A 1,584-nucleotide genomic window follows, 5' to 3' on the forward strand; every position below is an offset into this window, starting at 1 on the left:
CCGTGGCCGATGTTCTTGTCCAGGCTGTACTGCTCGATCTTGGCGCGGAGGAAGCTGCCCTTGCGGGTCCAGTTGCCCTCCTGGATGATGCCGCGGTACATGTCCGTGATGTAGAGCGTGCCGTCGGGGGCCGTGGCGAGGTCGACCGGACGGAAGAGGGGATCGGTGGAGCGGATGAACTCCGACGAATCCGCCTGATAGACGTTGTGGAGCCGGGTGAGCCCTTCGGTGACGACGGGCTCGACGCGGCGGACGATGCGGGCAACGGGTTCGCCGTAGAAATAATGACCCACGAGGTCCGCCGGCAGGCGGTGACCGCGGAAGATGTCGTTGCCGGCCGAGCCGGTCACCTCGTTGAGCGTGCCGTTCGGGCGGGAGGCCCCGGGACCCGGCTGGAAGTCGCCCACGCCGGCGAGACCGTACGGCACCTTGAACCCATCCGCGTAGGGCTGGTCGACGTCGTAGTTGCCGTAATGGATCGGAAACTGGAAGTACGACGGCAACCCGCTCGCCCCGCCCTGAAACCAGATCTTGCCCTCGTTATCCTGGGTCACGCCCCACTGTGCCCGGTTCGAGCCGGTCGGTTCGCGCAGGATCCCGTCGGGCGTCCAGCGGATGCGGAAGGCGTTGTACGTGCTGTACATCCAGTTATCCATCCCCCAGTAGAGGAAGGCCTGCTGGTGCTCGACGTTGCCCGACCGCCCGTAGTGGGTCGTGAACAGCTCTTTTTTATCCGCCCGCCCGTCGCCGTCGGTGTCCGTGAAACGGTAGACCTCGTCCTCGTTCGACTCCATGGTGAGGATGCTGTTGGCGCCGAACGGCATCACGAAGCGGGGGAAGACGAGGCCGTCGACAAAAACGTGGTGCGTCTCGTAGACGCCGTCGTTGTCGACATCCTCGTGCATCGAGATTTGTCCGACCGGATCCAGCTCGCCCGTCGCGTCCGCGTCCTGCATGTAGCCGCGGAGTTCGAGGACGAAGAGGCGGCCGTTGCCGTCGAACGCGATGGCCGCCGGCTCCTTGATCGCCGGCTCGGTGAGCACCGGCTCGAGCCGGTAGCCTGGCGGAAGCCTGAAGCGCCGCAGCTCCTGGTCGACCGAGGCCTGGACGATGGCCGGGCCCGCCGTAACGGTGTCTTCCGGGGGAATGGCGAGCCCCGCCACGCCGCCCACGATGCGGGGGCCGGCTTCCGATGCCGCCATCGGCGCGGCTTCCGGCATCGCGCGCGGGGTTGATGAGCAGGCGGCGGCCACCAGGCTGAGCGTGGCGGCGAAGAGGATCTGGCGACGAAACATCATGAATCAACGGGTATCAGGAAACGGGCAGGGAAAGATCATATCATTTTGCCCTACATGCAAGCGGGAAGCGGTTCCGAATGCCGAGCCGCGCGTGCGGACGTCGGCTTCGCTCGAACCCGGAATTTTTTTTGTCTTGCAGGCACCAATAGCGTGCTGCTAGGTATACAAGGCTTTGTGGGGAATCTCCCCACGAGTCCCCGCCCCGTTTCCGATAGATCGCCCATTTGCACGCGCCGTGTCGAGCGGAGCACGCTTTTACATACTTCGCTGGCATTGACCCACGAAG

General features: G+C 64.8%; 1 protein-coding gene. It reads right to left on the reverse strand.

Annotated features, from left to right (window positions below; all coding sequences use genetic code 11):
* Positions 1-1,298 (reverse strand): hypothetical protein (locus tag R2834_24860; protein ID MEZ4703586.1); only part of this gene is annotated, 1,298 nt, incomplete at its 3' end.
* Positions 1,299-1,584 lie beyond the last annotated feature (286 nt).

The sequence above is a fragment of the Rhodothermales bacterium genome, from assembly GCA_041391505.1.
Lineage (GTDB): Bacteria > Bacteroidota > Rhodothermia > Rhodothermales > JAHQVL01 > JAWKNW01.